Here is a 297-nt window from a genome sequence, read left to right on the forward strand (position 1 = left end):
TACCCCTTTGATTAAGTCGTGGGAAATCGCGGACGAAATCGCCAGCAATAGACCCGCTGCGGTTGATAGTGCCGCCGCTAGACCACCCGCTGCGACCAGTGCGATAACCCAGTTAGGTAGTTTCGCGATCTCAGGGTTAGCCAGTACCATGATGTCGTTATCAACTTTCAGTTCGTTAGTTGCAGCATCTGATGTGTAGTTGATGTTGCCATCACCGTTCTTATCATCAAAGCCTAGCAGACCCGTTTTCTCCCAGTTTTTGAACCAAGTATGACGTTCGTCATAAGCCAAGTGTTG

Annotated in this window: 1 pseudogene; it reads right to left on the minus strand. The window is 49.2% G+C overall.

From position 1 onward, the window contains the following. Window positions 1–297 (minus strand): annotated as a pseudogene (locus IEX97_RS13770) (hypothetical protein); the annotation flags it as partial.

It is taken from the genome of Paenalicyclobacillus cellulosilyticus, assembly GCF_014647315.1.
GTDB classification, from domain to species: domain Bacteria; phylum Bacillota; class Bacilli; order Alicyclobacillales; family Alicyclobacillaceae; genus Alicyclobacillus_J; species Alicyclobacillus_J cellulosilyticus.